Here is a 20,262-nt window from a genome sequence, read left to right as displayed (position 1 = left end):
ATGAAACGTCTGATGTGGGCCATCCTTCTGTTGATGGCCGTAGTCTCTGCCGACGCAGCCCGAGTGATCAAGGTGCTCGCCATCGGCAACAGCTTCTCCGAGGACGCCATTGAGCAGTACCTCTACGAGTTGGCTGCCGCCCAGGGCGACAGTCTGGTCATCGGCAACGCCTATATCGGCGGCTGCTCGATAGACCGCCACTGGAGCAACGCACAGACCGGAAAGCCCGAGTATCGTTACCGCAAGATTGTCGGAGGCAAGACCGTGACACGCCACCACGTGGCGCTCGACGACATCATCGCCGACGACCAGTGGGACATCATCTCGCTCCAGCAGGCCAGCCACTTCTCGGGGCTGCCCTACACCTACGCCAATCTGCAGCGGCTCAAGGACCACGTGCTCGCCATCTGCCCCAACAAGCAGGTCGAGATAGTATGGCACATGACCTGGGCCTACGCCAAGGACAGCCACCACCACGCATTCCGGTTCTACCGCAACGACCAGCAGTTGATGTACAACAACATCTGCCTTACCATGGCCGACCAGCTGCCTCGCGTGGGTATAAGCCGCATCATCCCTGTGGGCATGGCGGTGCAGAAGGCGCGCGGCAAGATGGGCGAAGTGCTCTGCCGCGACGGCTTCCACCTCAACAAGGCTTATGGACGCTACATCGCAGCCTGCACCTGGTGCGAATTTCTTACCGGCCGCAAGGTGGTAGGCAACTCTTATCATCCTGAGAGCGTCGATGCCCAGACGGCTCTGCTCTGCCAGAAGATGGCTCATCAGGCTATGCGCGACATCAAGCGCTGATACCGACCATTTTACCTTTGGTTCCATAGGTGGAGACAGTGTCCCTGACAGCAGGGCCTGTTTCCACCGCTTTTTTATCCGCCACAGCCACCGCCGCGCCTGCCTTCCCTACCGCTGCAGAAAGAAACCCACACCTTATTATAATATATAGCCTCATCCGGCGTTATTATAGAAAGACAACATTTAGGATCATAACCCGTATGATGCAGCATCGCTCTCTGGTCCTCCGTCTGAGGACTCTTGTTGTACTCGTGGCACTCATGGCAGCCGCCCAAGCCTCTGCCCAGACCGTCCCCGACACCCTCGCCGCCACCCCGGCTCTCACTCTCACTGCCCCCGACTCCACCGCGCAGCCCATGCCACGCATAGACCGCCTCACCTCGACCCGACTCTACCAGATGACCTACATCGGAGTGCCCCTCGTGGCAGCCGGACTGCTGGTCAAGGGTCAGGATGCCCACTTCCGCGGACTGCACCATGACTATCTGCCCGAGTATCGCAGCCATGTAGACGACGGCATGCAGTTTCTGCCGGGTCTGGTGATGATAGGCCTCAAGACCGCCGGCGTTGAGAGCCGCAGTTCGTGGGGCCGCATGATAGCCTCGGGCGCACTCTCGGCAGCCATCATGGGCAGCGTGGTCGAGAGCATCAAACTCACGTCCAAGGTAGAACGCCCCGACGGCAGCGACAACCACTCCTTCCCCTCGGGCCACACCGCCACAGCCTTCATGACCGCCACCATGCTCAGCAAGGAGTACGGCCATCTGAGCCCGTGGGTGGGCATCGGAGCTTACTCGGTGGCTACCACCACCGGACTCATGCGCGTGGTCAACAACAAGCACTGGCTGAGCGACGTGCTCACTGGCGCTGGCATCGGCATCATCTCTACCGAGCTGGGCTACTGGGTGGCCGACCGCCTCTTCCGCGACCGCGGCATCACCCACCACTCCACAGCCTATACCCTCGACATGATGCGACGCCCATCGTTCCTCGGCATCTACGTGGGCATGAACATACCGCTGAGCAAGTACGACATCGACGAGCAGCACGAGTTCCGCACCTCGGCAGGCTCGACCGCAGGCGTCGAGGGTGCCTACTTCTTCACACCCTATGTGGGCGTGGGCGGACGCGTCACCGTGACCAACACCCAGATTATCACCGACGGCAACGTGGCAGAAGACCACACCTTCGATGCCGTCTCGGGCTATGCCGGAGCCTACTTCTCGCTGCCCCTCACCCCGCGCTGGCAGATAGGCACCAAGGCGCTGGCGGGCTATGTACACTACCCGCGGCTCAGACTCAAGAGCATGAACATAGGCACCCGCGACAGCGCCACCTTCGGAACCGGCGTCTCAGCCACCTACCGCGCCACCGACCATTACAACGCCCGTTTCTTCGTCGACTACAACCTGCTGCCCTCCCACAGCCGCGGTTCGCGCGAGTGGATGAGCACCCTGGCAGCCGGACTGTCGTTTGCCGTAGCCATCTAAGCACCGTCGCCACAGCCACAACGCCCTGTGCGACAGCTCACGCGCCCCGCACGGCGACGCCAACGCCCTCCGTCACAGCCCCAGCGCCCGTCACCACAGCCCACGCGCCCGTCGCGACGCCACCAGCCCCATCCCCTGCACCGGCAACCGATGGGGCAAAAATTATTCGCAACTTTTTGCCCAAAGACGAGGGCAGTATCGTTTTTTCTTCTTATTTTTGCAAAAGAAGCCGATATGTTTTGTCTGCTCGGCACTATTAACCCTAAAGAAGAAAGGAAACTGCCCTATGATGAACCAACTTATAGACAGACTGCATGCCGACCACCTGTCGCTTGTCATCCTTCATGAGGGTCGCGTGGCGACCTATGAGGGTCACGGCGTGCGCACACTGTATCACATTCTTGACAATGAGCCCGAGCTGCTGCTCGACGCCAAGGTAGCCATAGCCGCTGCCGGACACACCGCCGCCCAAGCCATGAAGGAGGGCGGAGTGGTAGAGGTCTATGCCGACTACATCAGCGAGCAGGCTTACGACACGCTCCACGCCGCCGGCATCAAGGTCACGGCGGTACACAAGGTGAGCCACCACGACTTTCTCAAGATATGGGAGCGTATGGGCGAGACGCTCGACGACAATCGCTGACCCGCCGCCACCACCCCCGCAAGTCTGCTGACCATCTCTGCAAGTCTGCTGACCATCTCTGCAAGTCTGCTGACCACCTCTGCAAGTCTGCTGACCACCTCTGGCGAGCTGCTGATGACCCCTGTAAAGCTGCTGATGACCTCTGCCGGTTCGTATCATAAGTCACGAGCCTACGTACCTTACGGCACGAGCCCGCGTATCATAAGTCACGAGCCCACGTATCTTCCGTTACGAGCCAGCCAAGTGCCCCAGCGCGACCGCCAAGGGGGTCTCCAACCGGCTGCGGTTCATCGCCTTGGACAGGCGAGTGGTCACCCTGCCCGCCGCTGCCCATCCGACGCCTCCCGGCCTCACCGTTGCAAGCAACGGAGACACTGCCCACGGTGGGCAAAATGTAAGGAAAAATTAAAAAAACAGCCTCAAAATTTGGCTATTGCCAATTAATTTGGTAATTTTGCATCCCAGATTGTTCTATGGTGTAATGGTAGCACAACAGGTTTTGGTTCTGTTTGTGGTGGTTCGAATCCGCCTAGAACAACTTGCATGAAGCGTCGGATATCGTGAGATTCCGACGCTTCTTCCATTATAGACAGCGACGCCGCGCTACAAAGCGGAATTATGGTAATTTTCTCTGATTTCAGGGTATGGCCTTCTGTGCCTATAGTGCGTAACTTTGCACCGTAGACCATCAACACGTTTTTTACAATTATGTACATAGAGAAGATAAAGTCGCCAGCCGACTTGAAACAGCTGGACCTGGAGGCCCTCAAGACCGTAGCCTCGGAAACCCGCGAAGCAGTATTGAACCGTGTGAGCAAGCACGGCGGACACATAGGCCCCAACCTCGGATTTGTCGAGGCCACCGTGGCGCTGCACTATGTGTTCGACGCACCCGCAGACAAGTTTGTCTTCGACGTGAGCCACCAGTGCTATCCCCACAAGGTGCTCACGGGCCGCGCCGCCGGCTTCCTGGGCGACCTCGACGACATGAACGCCATCAGCGGCTACTCCTCGCCCACCGAGTGCCCCGAGTACGACAACTTCGAGGTGGGCCACACCTCTACATCCATCAGTCTGGCCACCGGACTGCAGAAGGCGCGCGACATACGTGGCTCCCACGAAAACATCATAGCCATCATCGGCGACGGGTCGCTCTCGGGCGGCGAAGCCTTTGAAGGCCTCGACGAAGCCTCCGAACTCGGCACCGGCATCATCATCGTGGTCAACGACAACGAGATGTCGATAGCCGAAAACCATGGTGGTATCTACAAGAACCTGCGTGCCCTGCGCGAGAGCCACGGCGAGTGCCAGCACAACTGGTTCAAGGCATGGGGCTTCGACTATCACTATCTGGAGGAAGGCAATGACGTGGAGCAGCTCATCAAGGTCTTTACCAGCGTCAAGGGCACCGACCGCCCCACCGTGGTACACATACACACCGAGAAGGGTCACGGCTTCGCCCCCGCCGTCGAGAACAAGGAGGCATGGCACTGGGGCGCTCCCTTCAACCGTGAAGACGGAAGCCGGCCGGCTGCTCCCGCCGTGGAAACCTATGAAGCGCTCTTCAGCGACTGGATGCTGCGCGAGATGAAACGCGACAGCACGCTCATCGCCGTGACTGCGGGCACCCCGGCAGCAGGAGGCTTCACGCCCGAGAAGCGCCGCGAGGCCGGCAAGCAGCACATAGACATGGGCATAGCCGAAGAACAGGCTGCGGCGATGATTTCGGGCATGGCTAAGGGCGGTCTGCACCCCGTGTGGACGGTCTACAGCACCTTCATCCAGCGCACCTACGACCAGATAGCCCAAGACCTCTGCATCAACGCCAACCCCGCCGTCATCAATGTGATGGGCGGCGGCATAAGGTCGATGAACGACATCACCCACATCTGCCTCTTCGACATCCCGATGCTCTGCAGCATACCGGGGCTCATCTATCTCGCTCCCACCACCTGCGAGGAATACTTTGCCATGCTCGCCTGGGCCATCCGTCAGGACCGCAAGCCCATCGCCCTGCGTGTGCCCACAGGCGGAGTGGTGCATAGCGACGCTCCGGTCGATGAAGACTATGGCTACAGGGCGTCGTACCGCGTGGCACATCGTGGCTCGACGGTGGCCATCATAGCCGCGGGCTCGTTCTACCAGAAGGGCGAGGCGGTGAGAGCGCTGCTGGCAGAGCAGGGCATCGACGCCACACTCGTCAACCCGCGCTACCTGAACGAGGTAGACGCCGAGACGCTCGACAGCCTGAAACCCGACCACCGGCTGGTGGTCACCCTCGAAGACGGATGCCGTGACGGCGGTTTCGGAGAGCGCATCGCCGCATACTACGGCACCTCAGACATGAAGGTGATGGTGGGCGGTGTAAAGAAAGGGCTCTACGACCGCTACGATGCGCAACAACTCATGGCCGACAACCGTCTGCTCGACACGCAGATAGTAGAAGACATCGTCAGAGTGATAGGATAATGGAAGAGATAAGGTTCAGTACGGTTCAGGAGTTCAACGACCACTACGGCGTGCCGACTCTGCATCCGCTGGTGACGGTGGTGAGATTTAACCGCGAGGCGAAACTCGAAGAGCACATGTGTCACTACGGTCTCTACGCGCTCTTCCTGAAGGAGAACAAGGGCTGCCGGCTGTCCTACGGCCGTACGGAGTACGACTTCGACGAAATGACGGTGACCAGTTTTGCCCCCGGCCAGTCTATCCATGTGGAGCCCAACCCCGAGGTGCCCGTGCCCAAGTGGACAGCGCTGCTCTTCCACCCCGACCTGCTCAACCGCACTCAGCTCGGCAAGAATATCGGGCGCTACGAGTTCTTCGACTACACCAGCAACGAAGCCCTGCATCTCTCGTGTGGTGAAATAGAAATCTACCGAGGTGTCCTCGCGATGATACAGCAAGAACTGGAGCGTGGCATCGACAAGCACTCGCGCGAACTGATAGTGAGCAATATCGAACTGCTGCTCAACTACTGTCTGCGCTTCTACGACCGCCAGTTTGTCACCCGCGAGGAAATCAACCATACCGTGGTGAAGAAGTTTACCGACCTGCTGGACCGCTATATAGCCGACAAGGCACGACGGGAGGGGCTGCCCTCTGTGGCATACTTCGCCGACAAGTGCTGCTACTCGACCAAATACTTCGGCGAACTGGTCAAGACCGAGACCGGACGCACTGCCCGCGACTTCATCAACGACCGGCTGCTGCGCGCCGCCAAACAACTGCTCGCCGACGAGGAACTCAGCATCAGCCAGGTGAGCCAGGAACTGGGCTTTGAGTACCCCCAGCACTTCGTGAGGTTCTTCAAGTCGCAGACGGGCAAGACTCCGTCGGAATACCGACGGTCGGCATAAGCGCAGAGGACAACAGCCGGGCGACGGGTTAAACTATGTTAATGCCATCGGCGTAACCGGCTCATACAGCCATTGGTAACCTTGGCGTAACCAGCCCACCTGGAGGTGCCTACTTGCATGATAACGAGACTGTTAGTAACTTTGCAGCATCAAAGATACAATAACAGTAATCATTCATCAAAACAAGTAGAATTATGGCAAATTACGCAATCAAGAACCTCAATGGTTGGAACAATGTAGAAGGCAAGATATTCCTGGGCGACGAACTCGGGCTGACCGGAGCCCAGTGCTCACTGCAGCGACTGGCTGCCGGTGAGGATGCACCCTTCTTCCATTCACACAAGACCCACGAAGAGCTCTATGTCATCATCTCGGGCGAAGGCGAATACGAGGTCGACGGCGAGAAGAACCATGTGGGCGAAGGCAGTATCATCCGCGTGTCGCCCGCAGGTGTAAGAGCCTTGCGCAACAACAGTGACAAAGATATGGTCATGATGTGCATCCAGTATGAAGCCAAGCCTATCACCAGCTTCATGGACGATGCCAACATCATCGATACGAAACAATAACATAATGGCAAACGAACAGGAAATCTTACAAGACACAAGAGACGCCCTATTCCCCGACTGCCCCATCCGCAACATACTCGCGCGTGTGGGCGACAAGTGGTCACTCCTTGTGCTGTATACTCTACAGCACAGGGAGTCGTTGCGTTTTAAGCAACTACAGCGTCTACTGCCCGACATCTCACAGAAATCGCTCACCCAGACGCTCCGCATACTCGAAGAAGACGGCTTCGTAAGCCGTAAAGTCTATGCCGAAGTGCCGCCGAGGGTAGAGTACAGTCTCACGGAGCGCAGTATGTCGTTTCTGCCCGTGGTCAACAGCCTCATCGACTGGGCCAAGGAGAATATGGCTGACATCATCAGCGACCGGGCTCGCCACAGAGAGGGCAAGGAGACAGCCATGTCATAATTTGAGAAAAATCTGGGCGCGCTGTTGACGATTGCGTATTTTTTTGCGTAATTTTGTAGCACATTATTTATAAACATAACCTGGTGGAAGGGCCAGGCGGCAAGGGCTGTGTCCATGCCAGCCACGGCAGCCATAAAGGAAGACAACGATGAAGGTATTACTAATCAACGGAAGCCCCCGCCGGGAGGGCAATACATACACCGCGCTGTGCGAGGTGGCCCGGCAACTGAAAGTGCAAGGCATCGAGAGCGAAATCGTGTGGGTGGGCACGCGCCCCGTACGCGGCTGCATAGCCTGTGGCAAGTGCAAGCAGCAGGGCGACAACCGTTGCATATTCGACGACGATGTGACCAACGAGGTCATCGGCAAGATGGAGCAGTGTGACGCCATCATCGTGGGTTCGCCCGTGTATTGGGGCCAGCCCTCGGGCCAACTGCTGTGTCTGCAGCAGCGCATGCTCTATGCCGGAGGCGCCATGTTCAAGGACAAGCCTGCCGCCGCTGTGGTCTGCTGCCGTCGCGGCGGAGCCACCGCAGCCTACCAGACCATGCTAATGCCCTTCCAGATGTGCAACATGCCCATCGTGACATCGCAGTACTGGAATATCGCCTACGGACGCGATGCCGGCGAGTCGCTGATGGACATCGAGGGTATGCAGACCATGCGTACGCTGGCCAACAACATGGCTTGGCTGCTGAAGAAAATCAACGGCACCGACACCACCCCGCGCCCCGAACGCGAGGACTGGGAGCCGATGAGTTTTATCAGATAACCCACCAGACCTCACGTCATCCCCACGACTCTGCGAGGGGATGAAAGCGCCGTCATCACACATGAAGAAATACAGGATAAGGAAAGAATACCGCACACGGGTAAGGCTTACCTGTGGCGGATGCCTCACCATCACCATAGTCATCATCGCCGCCATCTGCCGATGCTCGTGCTCGTGCAGCAGCCACCATAAGGATGCCGACACGCTGGTAGACCGCAGATACAGGCTCAACGAGCATCTCACCAACGAGAATGCCGGCGGTGCCGAATTTGAAGAGATGGACTCGGTCATAGCCCGCTATCTGCGCCGATGGGAAATCAACGGCGCCCAGCTCGCCATCTCGCGCAACGACTCGCTCGTCTACGCCCGCGGGTTTGGCAAGGCCGACGAGGGAGTGGCGATGCAGCCCAGCCACATCATGCGCATGGCGTCGGTGTCGAAACTTGTCACCGCCGTGGGCGTGATGAAACTGCGCGACATGGGCCGACTGCGCCTCAGCGACCACGTATTCGGTCCTAAAGGCATACTCTCCGACACCGCCTATACCAACGTCATCCGCGACAAGCGCCACTTTGACATTACCGTCGAAGACCTGCTGCGCCACAAGGGCGGCTTCACCAACTACGCCGGTGACCCGATGTTCTCGACACGTTATATCATGATGCAGAACCGTCTGGCCACGCCTCCCGACCATCGCACGCTGCTCCGCATCGTGCTGCGGCGGCGTCTGGGCTTCACCCCCGGCACTGCCCGTCATTACAGCAATCTGGGCTATATGCTGCTCTCCGAGATTATAGCCCGCCGCTCGGGCATGAGTTATGAGCAGTTTATGCAGCGCCATGTGCTGGAGCCTGCGGGGTGTTATGACTTCCACATCGCGGGCAACTACTACAAGGACCGCCGTCCCAACGAGTGCCGATACTATATGCACCTGACCTGCGAGCCCACCTATGAGTTCAACAACAGCGGACGGCTGGTCGAGAAGTGCTACGGAGAGAACGACATCCCCCGCCTGGCGGGTGCGGGTGCCTGGTGCGGGTCGGCAGCCGAACTCTGCCGCCTTGTGGCAGCAATAGACGGCTGCAAGGTATTGCCCGACGTCATCAGCAGCAAGTCGGTGGCCGACATGACGCGCGAGATGCCCGACAACGACTACTCGCTGGGCTGGAACCGCACCCCGCGCAATCGCCCTTGGGTGCGCACGGGTTCGCTCGTGGGCACCAGTGCGCTTGTGCTGCGCTATCCCGACGGCGAATGTTGGGTCTTCATCACTAACACCAGTACCTGGAAAGGCCACGCCTTCTCCCACGACACCATGGCGCTCTTTGAGCGGCTGCGACGGAAGTACGGCCCCACCTTCCCGCGTCGCAATCTGTTTGAACCAAGAAAATAATATGAGAAAGAGAACCGCAAATATTGTGTGGTTCTCTTTTTTTTATTACATTTGCCACCATATATATAATATATAAGGTAAACACGGATGAAGGAGATACTCTTTATACGCCAGAACATCAAAGAATGGCAGCAGATAGAGGCTATGCTGGACCGGCTGACCATCGAGACGCCCGACGACATATCGGCGGCGTACATCCGCGTGACCTCAGACCTGGCATTTGCGCAGACCCACTACCCCACATCGCGCATTACCGGGTATCTCAACAATCTGGCGGTGGTGCTCCACAATGCCATCTACCGCAACAAGCGTGAGAAGCGCAAGCGCATCATCACATTCTGGACGCAGGAGGTGCCTCTGGTGATGTATGATGCACGCCGGCTGCTGGCATTGTCGGCTATAATATTCATCGTGAGCACAGCCATAGGCGTGGTGTCACAGATGGCGGTGCCAGAGTTCTGCCGCTACATCCTGGGCGACAGCTATATGGACATGACGATAGCGAACATCAAGCGGGGAGAGCCCTTTACTATCTACGCCTCTGGTTCCGAAAGCTCCATGTTTAGTACGATTACCGCCAACAATATCTATGTGGCGTTTGTCATCTATCTCGAGGGTATCTTTACCAGCTTTTTCACCGCCTTCCACTTGTTCAACAACGGCGTAATGTTTGGCTGCTTCGAGGCGTTCTTCGCCCAGAACGGGCTGTTGTGGAAATCCATACTCACCGTGATGCTCCACGGCACGCTCGAGCTGTCTGCCATCATCGTGGCGGGCTCTGCCGGAATAGCCATGGGCAACGGCTGGCTCTTCCCCGGCACCTACAGCCGGATAGAGTCGTTTCGGCGGGGCGTCAAGCGAGGCTTGAAGATAGTGGTGGGCACGGTGCCCATCTTTGTGATAGCCGGATTTGTGGAGAGTTACATCACCCGCCACACACATATACCCGACGCGATAAGGCTGATGGTCATCCTGCTATCGGCGGCGTTTGTCGTCTTCTATTACATCATTTACCCACGCACATTGTTTAACAAATCAACAAATAAAGACTTATGAAACAATTCCAACGCCCACGTGTAGACCTCTATGCACGCCGTACATTCTCAGAGAACCTGTCTGCCACGTTCGACTTCGTGAGCGAGAACTTCCGCACCCTGTTCCGCTTCCTCACCGCGTTCATCCTGCCACTCTGCGCAGTGGGTGCATTGTGCTACATGTCTACCTTAGGACAAGTCATGAAGATGGAGGCGATGGGCGAAAGTGAATTGGGCATGCTCAGCAGCCTCGGTACCAATTATATGCTTACCATCCTCGTGTCGTTTCTGGCATCAGTAGTGCTCGCAGGTGTGGTCTACACGCTCATGCAGCAATACTGGGCTCGCCCCGACAGGCTCAAAGGGATCACCTATGCCGACATCAAGCCTACGGTGTGGCAGAACATCCGCAAGATGGTGAACCTCTATTTCCTGATAGCCGCCTTCTTCGTTTTATTGATAGTAGTTTTCGCTATAGTGGTGGGACTGGCGTCGACAGTCAGCACTCCCTTGATAGGCGTAGCCCTCGTGCTGGTTATAGCGATGGCAGTGGCGGTTGTACCTCTCTTCCTGTCTGGTCCAGCCTACATCCTGGGCGGTCAGACCGTAACGGGCGCCTTCAAGCAGGCCATGCGCTACGGCTACCGCGTACTGTTAGGACTGATAGGGCTCGTCATAATACTCTACCTCATCTGCTCGCTGGTAAGTACAGCCCTGAGTATGCCGTTCTACATACTCGCCATCATCCAGGCGATAGCGGGAGTAGACCAAGGGACCTCTTCCCTGCAGTTTACCTCGTCCTTCTGGTTTACCCTCATCAACTACCTCTCAGCCATCCTCGCCCTCTATGGCATGTTTGTAGGCTACGCGCTGCTCCATGTGGGTCTGGCGTTCTACTACGGTCATGCCGCCGAGAAGGTAGACGGCGTGTCGATGACCAAGACTGTCGACGAGTTTGAGAACCTCGGTGGCGAGGCTTCCACAAGCCCATCGGCTGAGGACAAAGACACCGACGACGAGAGCGACAAGACAGATATCATCTGACGCATAACCCTCCATAATTCTACTGATGGCAACCCTTCCCATAGACACACTCGTAACCGACACGGCTATCATGGCGCGCTGGCGAGAAGACGGCAGCTACAACTATGGCAGCGAACTGCTGCAGAGCGATATATCGTTCTGGGAATGGCTGGGGAAGCAGTTGCAGGAGTATCTTTCACGATTTTTCTCGTGGGTGACACTCGCTGACAGCAACCAGGGGCTCTGGATTGTCATCGCCATAGTCATCGCGGTGGCCATCGCACTCTTCATCGTCATCAGACATCCCTCGCTCTTCGCCCGCAGCAACAAGGGCAGTGCCATAGACTACGAGGTGACCGAAGACAATATCTACGGCATCGACTTCGATGCCCTCATCCGCCGTGCCTTGGACCGCAACGACCATCGGGCTGCCGTCAGACTCGTCTATCTGCAGACTCTGCGGTGGCTGAATGACGCCCAACGCATAAAATGGCGCAAGTCCAAGGCGCCAATGCAGTATGCCCGCGAGGTGGGAACGGCCGATATGCGTCGTCTGGTCACGCTCTTTCTCAGGGTGCGTTATGGCGGCTACGACTGTGGTCGTGAGCAGGTAGACGAAGCCATGCGCTATCAGCGCGCCATCTGTCCCGCCGACTGCGAGGAAGGAGGTGAGGCATGAAAATCACCACGCGCTACATCGTGGGGATAGTCATCCTGGTCGTGGGTCTCTTCGCCATACTGCTCATCAGACCCTCGCGCTTCGTGTGGACACCCACCTTTGCCCACGAAGACAAGAACCCGTTTGGCTGCTTCGTCTTCGACAGCGTGATGGTGCAGACTATGCCTCGGGGGTATAAGGCTACGGGAGCCACGCTGCGCGAAACCGTAGCCGACAGCAGCAGCAACAATGTGCTGATAGTGGCCCGCGACGGCAAGCTCACCGATGCCAACATCACCGATATCAAGCGGCTGCTCAAGAGAGGCTCTACCGTGATGCTGGTGGGCGTCGACATCTACGAAGACAGCAACGCCGACAAGGCTTTTGGTCTCCAGTGCATTACCTACGCCAACTTCTTTTACAATGAAATAAAAAACAAGCTCGCCCATAACAGCGACGACCTCTATGACTCCCTCCACTATCGGGCGGTCTACAAGGACGCCCATGGCACCAAACGCCACCGTCTTCCCCGTTGCATCGCCTATCCCGATGCCGACTACCGCATATACAAAACGCTCCTCGCCGGTGCTGTCAATATCGATTCTGCAGCTGCAGTCCATCGCCGCTATTACATCCTGAGCCATTGCGTCAGCCCCTACTATGACGACGAGTACAAACCTGACAACGACTACAAGGCAGTTATGGTAGAGTATGGCAGAGGCCGTCTCGTCGTGGTGACAACGCCATTGCTGTTTACCAATTTCGGCATCATCTCTCCCTCCACCCAACCCTATGTGATGCGCCTGATGAACACCCTCGCCGACAAGCCCGTGGTAAGACTCGACGCCTCGATGAAAGGCGGTGCAGTGATAGGCGCCGACGCCGACAAGCACAACGCCTCGCCACTGTCCTACATCCTCTCGCAGCCACCGTTGCGCTGGGCTTATTACACGATAATCGCGGGCGCGCTGGTCTTTATCATCTTCACCGCCCGACGCCGTCAGCGCGTCATCCCCATCATCCCCGAAAAGAAGAACCATGACATGGAGTTTGTCAGACTTATCGGCAAACTCTACTATGAGCATCACGACAACTCCGACCTGGTACTCAAGAAGTTTGGCATGCTCGCCGACCAGGTCCGCAATACCCTCGACATAGACCTCAATGACCGCCATAATCGGCAAGACCATGTGCGCGCTCTCAGCGATGCCTCCCACGTGTCTATCTATGACCTCGGCGTGCTCCTGGACGAACTCCACGCCATCCGCGATGACCAGCTCGCCATCCGCGATGACGATATGGTGCGTCTCATTGGTCAGATGAACCGTATCATCAAGAACCTATAACACAGAGATAAATATGGAAGAACTATCAACCATCCCCACACCCTGCACCACCAAGATACAGGCGCTGCGAGACAGCATTGCGCAAATCATAGTGGGCCAGACACAAGCCACCGACCTCTTGCTGACCAGCGTGATAGCCCGCGGACACGTGCTGATTGAGGGCGTGCCCGGCGTGGCCAAGACCCTGCTGGCCCGAGTCATGGCCCAGCTCATCGACGCCCGCTTCTCGCGCGTGCAGTTTACCCCCGACCTCATGCCGAGCGACGTGCTGGGCACCACGGTCTACAACATGAAGACCGGAGACTTCGACTTCCACCCCGGACCTGTCTTCGCCGACGTGGTGCTGGCCGACGAGATTAACCGAGCTCCCGCCAAGACCCAGGCAGCCCTCTTCGAGGTGATGGAGGAGCGGCAGGTGACCGTCGACGGTACGCCCCGCGCGATGAGCGATGTCTTTACCATCATCGCGACGCAGAACCCGGTGGAACAAGAGGGCACCTACAAGTTGCCGGAAGCCCAGTTGGACCGCTTTCTGATGAAGATAACGATGGACTATCCCACCACAGACGAAGAGGTGGAAATCCTGTTGCGCCACCAGGCGTCGGCAGCCTTCACGAGGGTAGACCGGCTCGAGCCGCTGCTCACCCCCGCCGACCTCGCCACGCTGCGCGACGCCGCCCAGCAGGTGCGCGTCGAAGCCTCGCTGCTGCGCTACATCGCCGAGATTGTGGACACAACCCGCCACAGCAAAGCCGTCTATCTGGGAGCCTCGCCGCGTGCAGCCGTGGCTATCCTGTCGTCGGCCAAAGCCTACGCCCTCTTGCAGGAGCGCGACTTTGTCACCCCCGACGATATCAAGACCGTGGCGCCCTTTGTGATGCACCACCGCCTGTTGCTCACCGCCGAAGCCGAGATGCAGGGCTACACTCCCCTTCAGGTCGCCCAGCGATTGATAGACAAGGTCGAAGTACCGCAATAACCATCGACAGCATGTTTCTTACCTCCCGCTTTTACCTGATGCTTGGCGTGGTGGTCATGGTGACCGCCATGGGCTACGTGTGGCTGCCCCTCTACAGTCTGGGGCGGCTGCTCACACTGGCATTGGTGCTGGCGGTACTGGCCGAGACTGCGGCTCTGTGGCTCTGGAGGGCCATCAGCGCCGAGCGAACCTGCGCCGAGCGCTTCTCCAACGGCGACGACAACGAGGTAGACATCCACATCGCCAGCCGTTATCCCTTCGGCGTGGCGCTGACGGTGACCGACGAGATACCCTTTGTCTTCCAGCGTCGCGACGTGGCGTTTGCCCTCAAGGTGGCAGCCCATGGCGGAGCCACCGTCACCTACAGACTGCGGCCCGTGGAGCGTGGCGTCTACGGGTTTGGCCTTATCCGCGTCTTTGCCACCACGATGCTCGGGCTGGTGCAGCGCCGCTACAGTTGTGGCAACCCCACCGACGTCAAGGTCTACCCCTCCTACCTGCAGTTGCGCCAGTACGAACTGCTTGCCATCAGCAACCGGCTGCGCGATATGGGCATCAAGCGCATACGCCGTGCGGGCAACAATACAGAGTTTGAGCAGATTAAGGACTATGTCGCCGGCGACGAGTTCCGTACCATCAACTGGAAGGCATCGGCCCGCCGCCATCAGCTCATGGTCAATGTCTATCAGGCCGAGCGCTCCCAGCAGGTGATGAGCCTCATCGACAAGGGCAGAGTGATGCAGCGCTCCTTCCGGGGCATGACCCTGCTCGACTATGCTATCAATGCCTCGCTGGTGCTGTCCTATGTGGCGATACACCGTGAAGACCGCGCCGGACTCATCGCCTTCAACGAGCGTATGGACACCCTTCTGCCGCCCTCCAACCGCCACTCGCAGATGGAGCGCATCCAGGAGAGCCTCTATGCCGTGCATACCGACTTCGGAGAGACCGACTACTCTGCCCTGGTCGAGGGCGTCGAGAAGCACCTTACCAAGCGCTCGCTGCTCATCCTCTATACCAACTTCAGCAACGCCCAGAGCCTCGACCGCCAGCTGCCCTATCTCTGTCAGTTGGCGCGTCGGCACCGACTGCTGGTGGTCTACTTCGAGAACAACGAGCTCCACGAATACCTCGCCACCACACCCCGGAGCGTGGAAGACCACTACACCCATGTCGTGGCCGAACAGATGGAGCGCGAGCAGCTGGTCATCATGACCCGACTCAACCGCCACGGCATACTCGGTCTGCGCACCACCCCCGAGCGGCTCTCGGTCGATGTTATCAATAAGTATCTGGAAATCAAACACAACAACTGGTGACATGAAGACCTCGGATATCATTACCTCTCAGTTCGTGAGCCTCACGCAGACTCCCGCCGGTGTCGCCGAAAGGCTGGTGGCGCGCATCATAGACTACATCGTCATCGGCGTGTATTTCTTTGCGCTCTGGACCGCCTTCGACAAGTACAATTGGTTGCTTGACCCGCTTGGCCTCGGCGACTCTCTGTTCAGAGTGTTATACATCCTGCTGCTCCTATCGCCCATCCTCTTCTATTCGGTCATCTGCGAGTTCTTTCTGGACGGCCGCACCTTAGGCAAGATGATCATGAAGACGCGGGTGGTGATGGTCGACGGCTCGGCGCCCACCTTGGGAGCCATCCTGCTGCGCTGGCTGTTTCTGCTCATAGACGTCTACCTCATGAACATAGGCATCATCGCCATCATCTGCACCCGCCGCAACCAGCGGTTTGGCGACCTGGCGGCGGGAACCATGGTGATACGCACCCCGCGTACCGACCAGATGCACTTCACGCTCTCCGAGTTCTCCTATGCCCGCTCCGACTACAAGCCCCTTTACCCCGAGGTGCAGCAGTTGTCCTTGGGGCAGATAGACGTGGTCAACCACATACTCAACGACCAGGTGGTCTACAGCGACGAGCAGGTAGAGCAGCTCGCAACCAAGATAGAGCGCATGCTCGACATCAAGCGCGAGCCCGGGATGGACGCCACCGACCTGCTGCGCACCGTCGCCCACGACTATCAGCACTTCGCCCTCCAGGTGATTTAGGCTGGCGCGGCAGAGGGCGTCATGCCCCTATATATATATAATAAGGTGTAGCCCCGCGCCACCGTCATGGCCCTCGGGGCATCTATAGAAAACGAGAGTATCCATATCCGCTCGAGTGCAGCAGATATGGATACTCTCGTTATCGTTTATGGCAGACGGTGCCTACAGCAGTTCCTTGAGCCGACGCATGCCCTCAGACGCCCCGTAGGGCAGATGGGTCACGCGGCTCATGTCTGTGTTCACCCCGTTGGGGTCTATCAGATAGATAGGAGCATGGGCAGGCGCATAGTAGAGCAGTCCGGCGGCAGGATAGACATTGAGCGAGGTGCCGATGACCACCACAATGTCTGCCTGACTCATCGCCTCGGCAGCCGGCTCAATCATAGGCACGCTCTCACCGAAGAACACGATGAAGGGACGCAGCAGACTGCCGTCGCCGGCGAGTGTGCCGGGCTTCACCACAGCATGGTCGGCATCGAGGGTCTCTATGTAAGCCTCGTTGTAAGGGTCGCGGCTCGAGCATACCTTAGCCAGTTCGCCGTGGAGATGGATGACATGGCTCGAGCCCGCACGCTCGTGCAGGTCGTCGACGTTCTGGGTAACCACCGTGACGTCGTAATCGTGCTCCAGACTGCTGATGATGCGGTGGCCCTCATTGGGCTGCGCCGAATAGAGTTTCTGTCTGAGCATATTATAGAAATTGGTGACGAGCGTAGGGGCGGCTTCCCATCCTTCGTGCGACGCCACCTGCTCTACTGGGTAATTCTCCCAGAGACCATCGTTGCCGCGAAAGGTCTTGAAACCGCTCTCCACCGACATGCCGGCACCGGTAAGAAACACTATCTTCTTCATTGCTCTATAGGTCTGCGTCACGGCAGAGCGCCGCGACTTATTTGTTGTCTTTATCCTTGGCCTTGTCCTTGATACCCACCAGCTGGAGGCTGAATATCAGGGTCGAGTTGCCCTTGATGGGGCCGTTGGCATGGGCACCGTAAGCCAGTCCGGCGGGGATGTAGAGTTCCCACTCGCTGCCTACAGGCATCATGCACAGCGCCTCGGTCCATCCCTTGATGACCTGGTTCACACCCAGTTCGACGGTCGACGGATTGCGCTTGTAGCTGCTGTCAAAGACGGTGCCGTCGATGAGCTTGCCTTCATACTTCACCTCTACCTTGTCGTCCTTGGTGGGAATGGCACCTGTGCCCTGCTTCACGACCTTGTACTGCAGACCCGAGGCGGTGGTCTTCACGCCTTCGCGGGTCTTGTTGTCGGCGAGCCACTTCTCGTTGGCAGTCTTGTACTGCGCCTCGGCAGCCTCGCGGTCGGCGCGCACGCGCGCTTCAAAGTAGTTGAAGGCGGCATGACCAGCCATCAGCGTGGTGTCGCCGGCGAGGGCGTCGCGGAAACCGGCTGCGAGCAGGTCGAGGTTGATGCTGTCCTTAGAGGCGGCAAACTCGTCCTGCAGGGTGGGTACGATGCGGGCAAAGAGCATACGCGCCAGCTGGCAGCCGGCGTTGTAGGCACGATACTGCGGGTCGCTCTGTCGCGAGGCGGCATAGTCGAAACCTGTGAGCACGTCGTGCATATAGGCGGTGTCTACCTGATACTCCTGCTGCAGATATCTCTCCAGCCCCTGGGTCACATAGCGTCCGGCGGCATAGCTCAGCGAGTCGGCGCCGGTGTTGAGGGTACGCACCACAGCCACGGCGGCGGGCTTGGCCTCCTTCTTTTTCTTCTTGTCGGCCAGGGCTAAATTAAAAGTAGCACCCGCCATGACGACGAGTGCTAACAATATAAGTCTTTTCATGAGTGTCGTGATTACTTCTCAATGCTCAGCAACTCAATCTTGAAAATCAGGGCAGAGAAGGGCTTGATGGGGCCAGACTCCTGGTCGGCGTAAGCGAGGTTCTGGGGAATGTAAACCTCCCATACCGAACCTACAGGCATGTGGGTGAGAGCCTCGGTCCAACCCTTGATAACCTGGTTGGCACGGAACTTGGCAGGCTGCTTGCGCTGATAAGAAGAGTCGAATACCTTGCCGTCGATGGTCTTGCCCTCATACTGCACGTTGACCATGCTGGTGTCCTTGGGCAGAGGGCCGTTACCTTCCTTGATGACCTTGTACTGTACGCCTGAAGGCAGACATACCACGCCAGCCTTCTTCTTGTTCTCAGCCATAAACTTTTCGCCAGCCTCCTTGTTGGGAGCATACTCCTTCATCAGGCGCTTGCTGCGAACGATGGGCATCAGGGTCTGAACCTTTACCTGAGCCTCCATGTCGGTGAAGAGGGTCTTCTGACCGGCGGTAGAAGCGATGAAACCGGCGAGGAAGTTCTTCAGAGAGATGCTCTTGGTAGAGTCTTCGCCATACACTTCGTGGTTGATGCCCTTAATCATGTTGTTGGCAACCTGCTGACCGATTTGGATACCGGCATAGTAGGCAGCCTTGGCCTTGTCGTCGCCAGCGTTGGCACCATCGTTAAGACCACGGAAAAACTCGTCCATATAGGTTGTGTCCATACCCATACGGCCTACGAGATAGTCCTTCAGACCCTGAGACTGGAGCATACCCATGGCATAGGTCAGGGTGTCCACATCGTTCTTCAGGTTTGCTTTTGGAGCAGAGTTGCCGCAACCAGTAAAGGCAACGGCCATGATAGCCAGAACGGCTACAATTGAAAACTTTTTCATTCTTATAAGAGATTTGATTTTGATTGTTCTTTTAAGATTAGAGCACGTCGATGAGCTCTACATCGAATACGAGTGCCGAGAAGGGAGGGATGGACTGGCCGGCACCGCGCTCGCCATAACCCAGATTGTAGGGGATGAAGAAGCGATACTTGGCGCCTTCCTTCATGAGCTGCACACCCTCGGTCCAGCCTGCGATAACCTGGTTGAGACCGAATACGGCAGGCTCGCCGCGCTGTACAGAACTGTCGAACATGGTACCGTCGATGAGCATACCCTCATAGTGGCAGCGCACCTGGTCGGTAGCCTTGGGCTGACGGCCGTTACCCTCTTTGAGCACCTGGTACTGCAGACCCGAAGGCAGAGTGACCACACCCTCCTTGGCAGCATTGGCCTTGAGATAGGCTTCACCCTTGGTCTTGTTCTCCTTGAAGCGCTCGGCAGCAGCGGCACGCTGCTTCTTCTCCTGCTCGTCAAAGAAATTGCGCACGATGGTCTGCGCCTCCGCGTCAGAGAGTTTCACCTCACCACCTGCAAGCACATCCTTGATGGCCTGTGCAAAATCATCGATATTCAGGTCTTTGGCTCCCATGTCGGTGAGCTGGCGGCCTATGCCGAGACCTAAAGCATAACTTACTTTATCCATTTATTGTATAGTCTTTAGTATAATCTCGTGCAAAGTTAACAAAAAAATGTTTAGTGTCAGCCGAATTGTCGTTATTTTTTGTTTACAATACCTTATTATATATAAGGCCCGAAGGCACGACCACCGTGGGCGGTGGTGCCGTGGGGTCGAAAATGATGCCATCCGGCAGGGCCATTGCCACGCATAGAGCTGTGGCGATGGCGTGGGCGGGCTCGTAACATACGATACGTGGACACGTGACTTATGATACGAGGGCTCGTGACTTCCGATACGCGGGCTCGTGACTTAGGTTACGAGCCGCCAATGATGGCCACGACGGTGCCATCGGCAAACTTTTTGGGCGGCAGATGCGGTCATTGTGAGGATGTTTTAGTAAATT

The 20,262-nt window shown here is 57.6% G+C and carries 20 protein-coding genes and 1 tRNA gene; 17 read left to right on the top strand and 4 right to left on the bottom strand.

Annotation, left to right across the window (positions count from 1 at the left end; all coding sequences use genetic code 11):
* The 17 genes from CIK94_RS05770 to CIK94_RS05690 all read left to right on the top strand — a co-directional run bounded on the left by CIK94_RS05770 (position 1) and on the right by CIK94_RS05690 (position 16,549).
* Complete coding sequence (locus CIK94_RS05770; RefSeq protein ID WP_094421843.1) at positions 1 to 810, top strand: DUF4886 domain-containing protein; 810 nt, start codon at positions 1 to 3, stop codon at positions 808 to 810.
* Between the two features lie 200 nt (positions 811 to 1,010).
* A complete protein-coding gene (locus CIK94_RS05765; RefSeq protein WP_254046146.1) occupies positions 1,011 to 2,300 on the top strand; it encodes a phosphatase PAP2 family protein in 1,290 nt (429 codons plus the stop codon).
* 286 nt (positions 2,301 to 2,586) lie between these two features.
* On the top strand, positions 2,587 to 2,943 hold the full coding sequence (locus CIK94_RS05760; RefSeq protein WP_094386778.1) for a DUF1893 domain-containing protein: 357 nt from the start codon (positions 2,587 to 2,589) through the stop codon (positions 2,941 to 2,943).
* Positions 2,944 to 3,410: 467 nt separating this feature from the next.
* A tRNA-Gln gene (locus CIK94_RS05755) sits at positions 3,411 to 3,481 on the top strand.
* 170 nt (positions 3,482 to 3,651) lie between these two features.
* Entirely contained in the window at positions 3,652 to 5,412 is a 1,761-nt protein-coding gene (locus tag CIK94_RS05750; protein ID WP_094421841.1) for a 1-deoxy-D-xylulose-5-phosphate synthase, read from the top strand.
* Complete coding sequence (locus CIK94_RS05745; protein ID WP_094421839.1) at positions 5,412 to 6,302, top strand: AraC family transcriptional regulator; 891 nt, start codon at positions 5,412 to 5,414, stop codon at positions 6,300 to 6,302. Before CIK94_RS05750 ends, CIK94_RS05745 begins: the two co-directional genes overlap by 1 nt.
* 194 nt (positions 6,303 to 6,496) lie before the next feature.
* Positions 6,497 to 6,871, top strand: a complete 375-nt coding sequence (locus CIK94_RS05740) for a cupin domain-containing protein (RefSeq protein ID WP_022310476.1) — start codon at positions 6,497 to 6,499, stop codon at positions 6,869 to 6,871.
* A 4-nt stretch (positions 6,872 to 6,875) separates the two neighbouring features.
* Positions 6,876 to 7,277, top strand: a complete 402-nt coding sequence (locus CIK94_RS05735) for a helix-turn-helix domain-containing protein (protein WP_094421837.1) — start codon at positions 6,876 to 6,878, stop codon at positions 7,275 to 7,277.
* Between the two features lie 148 nt (positions 7,278 to 7,425).
* Positions 7,426 to 8,049, top strand: coding sequence for a flavodoxin family protein (locus tag CIK94_RS05730; RefSeq protein WP_094421835.1), 624 nt, complete (start codon positions 7,426 to 7,428; stop codon positions 8,047 to 8,049).
* Positions 8,050 to 8,089: 40 nt separating this feature from the next.
* Complete coding sequence (locus CIK94_RS05725) at positions 8,090 to 9,442, top strand: serine hydrolase (RefSeq protein ID WP_254046145.1); 1,353 nt, start codon at positions 8,090 to 8,092, stop codon at positions 9,440 to 9,442.
* Between the two features lie 87 nt (positions 9,443 to 9,529).
* Positions 9,530 to 10,498, top strand: coding sequence for a stage II sporulation protein M (locus tag CIK94_RS05720; RefSeq protein WP_094421833.1), 969 nt, complete (start codon positions 9,530 to 9,532; stop codon positions 10,496 to 10,498).
* A complete protein-coding gene (locus tag CIK94_RS05715; RefSeq protein WP_094421831.1) occupies positions 10,495 to 11,520 on the top strand; it encodes a hypothetical protein in 1,026 nt (341 codons plus the stop codon). The genes CIK94_RS05720 and CIK94_RS05715 overlap by 4 nt, the downstream gene beginning before the upstream one ends.
* Positions 11,521 to 11,545: 25 nt before the next feature.
* On the top strand, positions 11,546 to 12,178 hold the full coding sequence (locus CIK94_RS05710) for a DUF4129 domain-containing protein (RefSeq protein ID WP_094388999.1): 633 nt from the start codon (positions 11,546 to 11,548) through the stop codon (positions 12,176 to 12,178).
* Complete coding sequence (locus CIK94_RS05705; protein ID WP_094421829.1) at positions 12,175 to 13,503, top strand: DUF4350 domain-containing protein; 1,329 nt, start codon at positions 12,175 to 12,177, stop codon at positions 13,501 to 13,503. The genes CIK94_RS05710 and CIK94_RS05705 overlap by 4 nt, the downstream gene beginning before the upstream one ends.
* Before the next feature lie 13 nt (positions 13,504 to 13,516).
* Positions 13,517 to 14,482, top strand: a complete 966-nt coding sequence (locus CIK94_RS05700; protein WP_094388997.1) for a MoxR family ATPase — start codon at positions 13,517 to 13,519, stop codon at positions 14,480 to 14,482.
* Between the two features lie 11 nt (positions 14,483 to 14,493).
* A complete protein-coding gene (locus tag CIK94_RS05695) occupies positions 14,494 to 15,801 on the top strand; it encodes a DUF58 domain-containing protein (RefSeq protein WP_094421827.1) in 1,308 nt (435 codons plus the stop codon).
* Between the two features lies 1 nt (position 15,802).
* A complete protein-coding gene (locus CIK94_RS05690) occupies positions 15,803 to 16,549 on the top strand; it encodes an RDD family protein (protein ID WP_158215064.1) in 747 nt (248 codons plus the stop codon).
* A gap of 162 nt (positions 16,550 to 16,711) precedes the next feature.
* Here CIK94_RS05690 and CIK94_RS05685 read toward each other — a convergent pair whose 3' ends face one another.
* From CIK94_RS05685 to CIK94_RS05670, 4 genes are read right to left on the bottom strand one after another with little or no spacing between them, the layout of a single operon-like run.
* Positions 16,712 to 17,401: an NAD-dependent deacylase gene (locus CIK94_RS05685; RefSeq protein WP_094421822.1), complete on the bottom strand. Its 690-nt coding sequence runs from the start codon at positions 17,399 to 17,401 to the stop codon at positions 16,712 to 16,714.
* Between the two features lie 37 nt (positions 17,402 to 17,438).
* The gene (locus CIK94_RS05680) at positions 17,439 to 18,356 is read right to left on the bottom strand and encodes an FKBP-type peptidyl-prolyl cis-trans isomerase (RefSeq protein WP_094421820.1); all 918 of its coding nucleotides are present in this window, start codon (positions 18,354 to 18,356) and stop codon (positions 17,439 to 17,441) included.
* Between the two features lie 11 nt (positions 18,357 to 18,367).
* Positions 18,368 to 19,240, bottom strand: coding sequence for an FKBP-type peptidyl-prolyl cis-trans isomerase (locus tag CIK94_RS05675; protein WP_022310489.1), 873 nt, complete (start codon positions 19,238 to 19,240; stop codon positions 18,368 to 18,370).
* 37 nt (positions 19,241 to 19,277) lie between these two features.
* Positions 19,278 to 19,883, bottom strand: coding sequence for an FKBP-type peptidyl-prolyl cis-trans isomerase (locus CIK94_RS05670; RefSeq protein ID WP_022310490.1), 606 nt, complete (start codon positions 19,881 to 19,883; stop codon positions 19,278 to 19,280).
* Positions 19,884 to 20,262: the final 379 nt, after the last annotated feature.

Origin of the sequence: Prevotella sp. P4-51 (assembly GCF_002251455.1) — a bacterium.
Lineage (GTDB): Bacteria > Bacteroidota > Bacteroidia > Bacteroidales > Bacteroidaceae > Prevotella.
This window is presented reverse-complemented; position numbering and strand designations above follow the sequence as displayed.

What these genes read in the sequence shown, in the direction of transcription:
- CIK94_RS05740 (WP_022310476.1), top strand. Translation starts at nt 6,497, where the DNA reads ATGGCAAATTACGCAATCAAGAACCTCAATGGTTGGAACAATGTAGAA.
- CIK94_RS05680 (WP_094421820.1), bottom strand. Translation starts at nt 18,356, where the DNA reads ATGAAAAGACTTATATTGTTAGCACTCGTCGTCATGGCGGGTGCTACT.
- CIK94_RS05765 (WP_254046146.1), top strand. Translation starts at nt 1,011, where the DNA reads ATGATGCAGCATCGCTCTCTGGTCCTCCGTCTGAGGACTCTTGTTGTA.
- CIK94_RS05735 (WP_094421837.1), top strand. Translation starts at nt 6,876, where the DNA reads ATGGCAAACGAACAGGAAATCTTACAAGACACAAGAGACGCCCTATTC.
- CIK94_RS05730 (WP_094421835.1), top strand. Translation starts at nt 7,426, where the DNA reads ATGAAGGTATTACTAATCAACGGAAGCCCCCGCCGGGAGGGCAATACA.
- CIK94_RS05670 (WP_022310490.1), bottom strand. Translation starts at nt 19,883, where the DNA reads ATGGATAAAGTAAGTTATGCTTTAGGTCTCGGCATAGGCCGCCAGCTC.
- CIK94_RS05695 (WP_094421827.1), top strand. Translation starts at nt 14,494, where the DNA reads ATGTTTCTTACCTCCCGCTTTTACCTGATGCTTGGCGTGGTGGTCATG.
- CIK94_RS05685 (WP_094421822.1), bottom strand. Translation starts at nt 17,401, where the DNA reads ATGAAGAAGATAGTGTTTCTTACCGGTGCCGGCATGTCGGTGGAGAGC.
- CIK94_RS05725 (WP_254046145.1), top strand. Translation starts at nt 8,090, where the DNA reads ATGAAAGCGCCGTCATCACACATGAAGAAATACAGGATAAGGAAAGAA.
- CIK94_RS05750 (WP_094421841.1), top strand. Translation starts at nt 3,652, where the DNA reads ATGTACATAGAGAAGATAAAGTCGCCAGCCGACTTGAAACAGCTGGAC.
- CIK94_RS05675 (WP_022310489.1), bottom strand. Translation starts at nt 19,240, where the DNA reads ATGAAAAAGTTTTCAATTGTAGCCGTTCTGGCTATCATGGCCGTTGCC.
- CIK94_RS05720 (WP_094421833.1), top strand. Translation starts at nt 9,530, where the DNA reads ATGAAGGAGATACTCTTTATACGCCAGAACATCAAAGAATGGCAGCAG.
- CIK94_RS05700 (WP_094388997.1), top strand. Translation starts at nt 13,517, where the DNA reads ATGGAAGAACTATCAACCATCCCCACACCCTGCACCACCAAGATACAG.
- CIK94_RS05705 (WP_094421829.1), top strand. Translation starts at nt 12,175, where the DNA reads ATGAAAATCACCACGCGCTACATCGTGGGGATAGTCATCCTGGTCGTG.
- CIK94_RS05710 (WP_094388999.1), top strand. Translation starts at nt 11,546, where the DNA reads ATGGCAACCCTTCCCATAGACACACTCGTAACCGACACGGCTATCATG.
- CIK94_RS05760 (WP_094386778.1), top strand. Translation starts at nt 2,587, where the DNA reads ATGATGAACCAACTTATAGACAGACTGCATGCCGACCACCTGTCGCTT.
- CIK94_RS05715 (WP_094421831.1), top strand. Translation starts at nt 10,495, where the DNA reads ATGAAACAATTCCAACGCCCACGTGTAGACCTCTATGCACGCCGTACA.
- CIK94_RS05690 (WP_158215064.1), top strand. Translation starts at nt 15,803, where the DNA reads ATGAAGACCTCGGATATCATTACCTCTCAGTTCGTGAGCCTCACGCAG.
- CIK94_RS05770 (WP_094421843.1), top strand. Translation starts at nt 1, where the DNA reads ATGAAACGTCTGATGTGGGCCATCCTTCTGTTGATGGCCGTAGTCTCT.
- CIK94_RS05745 (WP_094421839.1), top strand. Translation starts at nt 5,412, where the DNA reads ATGGAAGAGATAAGGTTCAGTACGGTTCAGGAGTTCAACGACCACTAC.